This is a genomic window from Vibrio sp. 1562 (genome assembly GCF_033340155.1).
Lineage (GTDB): Bacteria > Pseudomonadota > Gammaproteobacteria > Enterobacterales > Vibrionaceae > Vibrio > Vibrio alginolyticus.
Map to the genome: position 1 here is coordinate 1 of NZ_JAWOVY010000061.1, position 3,153 is coordinate 3,153.

General features: G+C 46.9%; 5 protein-coding genes. All 5 read left to right on the plus strand.

Going from position 1 to position 3,153, the window contains the following annotated elements:
* Nucleotides 1–429: TraM recognition domain-containing protein (locus tag R7Z49_RS23050; RefSeq protein WP_318112090.1), on the plus strand; the 429-nt coding region annotated here is incomplete at its 5' end.
* Nucleotides 430–438: 9 nt separating this feature from the next.
* Nucleotides 439–999, plus strand: coding sequence for a conjugative transfer protein (locus R7Z49_RS23055; RefSeq protein WP_318112091.1), 561 nt, complete (start codon nucleotides 439–441; stop codon nucleotides 997–999).
* On the plus strand, nucleotides 986–1,621 hold the full coding sequence (locus R7Z49_RS23060) for a DUF4400 domain-containing protein (RefSeq protein WP_318112092.1): 636 nt from the start codon (nucleotides 986–988) through the stop codon (nucleotides 1,619–1,621). Before R7Z49_RS23055 ends, R7Z49_RS23060 begins: the two co-directional genes overlap by 14 nt.
* A 138-nt stretch (nucleotides 1,622–1,759) precedes the next feature.
* Nucleotides 1,760–2,866 carry a Fic family protein gene (locus R7Z49_RS23065; protein ID WP_258500914.1) on the plus strand — a complete coding sequence of 369 codons (1,107 nt, stop codon included), beginning with the start codon at nucleotides 1,760–1,762 and terminating at the stop codon, nucleotides 2,864–2,866.
* 189 nt (nucleotides 2,867–3,055) lie between these two features.
* The coding region (locus R7Z49_RS23070) for a type IV conjugative transfer system protein TraL (RefSeq protein WP_222860464.1) at nucleotides 3,056–3,153 on the plus strand (98 nt) is incomplete at its 3' end.

The following is a 3,153-nucleotide window of genomic DNA, read 5'->3' on the forward strand; positions in this document are numbered from 1 at the left end:
GATCCCTTCATTCAACTGCTCAACAAAGGCCGTGGCGCAAAAATGCGTTGTGTGATTGCTACTCAGACCTTTGCTGACTTTGCAGCTCGAACAGGCAGTGAAGCTAAGGCTCGCCAGGTGTTAGGTAACATCAACAACTTGATAGCCCTTCGGGTGATGGACGTCGAAACGCAGCAGTATATTACTGACAATCTGCCTAAGACTCGGTTGCAGTACATCATGCAAACGCAAGGTATGTCGTCCAACTCGGACAGCCCCGCGTTGTTTACCGGCAATCATGGCGAGCGCTTGATGGAGGAAGAAGGCGATATGTTTCCACCGCAGTTATTAGGCCAGCTTCCCAACCTGGAGTACATCGCCAAGCTTTCAGGTGGCCGCGTGATCAAAGGCCGCATTCCTATTTTAACCAGCTCTACACAGGCAGCATAAGGAGTCTGTATGCATCATTCTGTCTGTCTGAAAATGACAACACTTACCAGTAAAGAAATGCTCGCTCAGTGGCAGCAACATAACCCTCAGTTCAAGGAAGCTTTAAGACTGCTTGAAACCGACTGGCCTCATGCTTTGGCTTCAGTACACTGTTTAGCGGACTATTTAACGGATGCGCTCACGTTAGATGGCCATTCCATCTTTGATTTGTGTCTGTGCAATGGCTTGGGTAGTTATGAAGAAGTCAGTTGTAATGATGACAGTGTTCGCCTTTGGCATTTCATTGAGGCACTGACCTGGACTGCCGCCAGTGCTTTAACGGGGATTCGCCTGCGTGATCCTGACCATTTCGAGTGGGCTGCCGTAGATGGTGTGTATTTCCACACCTGGATTCGTAATCGTCCAAATCGGATGGCGTATTTGGCTGAAGGACGTATTGATGTGCGTTATGTCAGTGGCCATACATCGACAAAGCGGCTTCAACAAGTGATTAAAGCCCGGATTATGACGCCAACCGTTGCAGCCATGCTGGCGCGAGTAGAAGAGGATGTTTGGCATGAGCAAGCATAAGTCGGTTTGGCTGCTGTGTCTGGCACTGATGCTGGAGATTATTGCCATTGGCGTGTTAGTGCCCGGTGATTGGACTGGCCGGGTTATTAGTAAAGAGAAGCAGATGATCCAAAATCAATTGGGCGCACAAACAAGCTATTGGATTGGTCAAACTAGCCACCGCTGGTATCAGTCATGTATTGTGGATACGCAGATGGAGCAATCTGTGCGAGATTTTCTGATCCCCACTGAAGAGCAGCGACTTCGTTCTAAAGGGATGGAGAGCATGGGAGGCTTTTGGTTTGTCTGGGTAGAAGACCGTATTCAGGCATTTTTTGATGTGTTGTACCAAGTGTTCACTCGATTTGCTTTGCTGATGGTCTGGTTGCCCTTTGCGCTTATTCTCATGTTACCGGCGCTGTGGGACGGATTGATGACCTGGAAGATTAAGAAGACAACCTTTGATTTTTCGAGCCCTATCATTCACCGCTACAGCATGATTATCCTGGGCTCAGGTGTCATTTTGCTGTTTATGGGATTGTTCGCCCCGCTGGCTATTCCACCGGTGGTGTTACCGTCGCTGATCATCGGCTTGGCATTGATGGCGGGGTTGGCGTTAAGTCACTTGCAGAAGAAGATTTGAGGCCTCGGTTAATGGCCACCAAGACAGGATGATATGAATATCTGGCTTATTCCTATCATCATTTGATTCGATTGTGGGTTTGATTCGAATCATGCTATGATTTGAATAGACTGTTATTTAAATCAAAAAGGCGACAAGATGTGGATCTGGCAACAAGCTGATTGGCCAAACTTTATCTGGGATGAAAAAGTCATTGGACCCAAGTTACGCGACATTCGCTTTCACCAAGGAATGTTGTTGGGCAAGATGTCGAGCCAACCTAAAGACCAAAAGCAAAGTATGTTAGACACGCTATTGGCGAACATTATTCATTCGAGTGCCATTGAAGGTGAGAAGCTCAATGCTTTTTCTGTTCGCTCGTCCTTGGCTAATAAGCTCGGTCTTTCTGAAGAAAAACCATTTCCAACCACTGAACGCACTGATGGCTTAGCAGAAATAATGTTAGATGCGGTGGAGAATTTAGTCTCGCCTCTCTCACTTGAAAGAATATTACAGTGGCATAAACGACTATTTCCTGAGGGTTATACCATGTTTAATCCTGTGATAGGAGGGCAGTTACGTGGGGATGAGCCTATGCAGGTTGTATCGGGCAGAATAGATAAACCCACGGTGCATTTTGAAGCGCCAAGCCAAGATGTGCTTGAGTCTGAACTGGACGTGTTTATCCGCTGGTTTAATGACTCTCGTAAGGACCCCGCTCTAGACCCATTGCTTAGAGCTGCGATAACACATCTTTGGTTTGTGACGCTCCATCCTTTGGATGACGGCAATGGCAGGATCACCCGCTTACTTACTGATTTGGCACTGGCGCAAGCTGAGCGTCAATCAGTCCGTTTCTATGCAATGTCAGTGGCGATTTTAGCCAACCGTAAAAGCTACTACGAAATATTAGAGCAATCCCAGAAAGGTGAACTTGATATTACCGCTTGGCTTATGTGGTTTTTAAACACCTTAGGTGAAACATTCACCAATGTGCTCGAAGAAATCGACCAAACGGTTTTCAAAACAAACTTCTGGCGAAATGTCGATCAAACGCGACTGTCCTCGGAGCAAGTAAAAGTGCTCAATCGAATGCTTGATGGAGATTTTGACCAAGGCATTAATACGTCGCAATACCATAAAGTGGCGAACGTGAGTAAACCAACCGCATCTCGTCATTTAGCGGCGTTGGTCGAGCTTGGTTGCTTGGTAAAAAGTGAAGCCGGGGGGCGGAGCACTCGGTATAAGCTCGCACTCTTGAGTTGAAAACACGAGTATTGAGAGCCAATTATCGTGCACTAATTGTAACCATTAAGCTTACGATATCAATATGATTGTAAGAGCAGAATCACAAAGCCACCTCAAAACCTTCAAGAATTCGGCATCTAGCTGACCACTGAACCTACCAATCCCAAGGCATCCTTCACTTCTCAATTCAAACAACGAGGAGTGACTATGGAACCTGTGAGTATTCCGTCCTATATCGATGACCCGCCGCACTTCCTGCTTTGGAGTGCCGATGAGATGGCTCCCATTCTGTTGGGGCTAGTGAT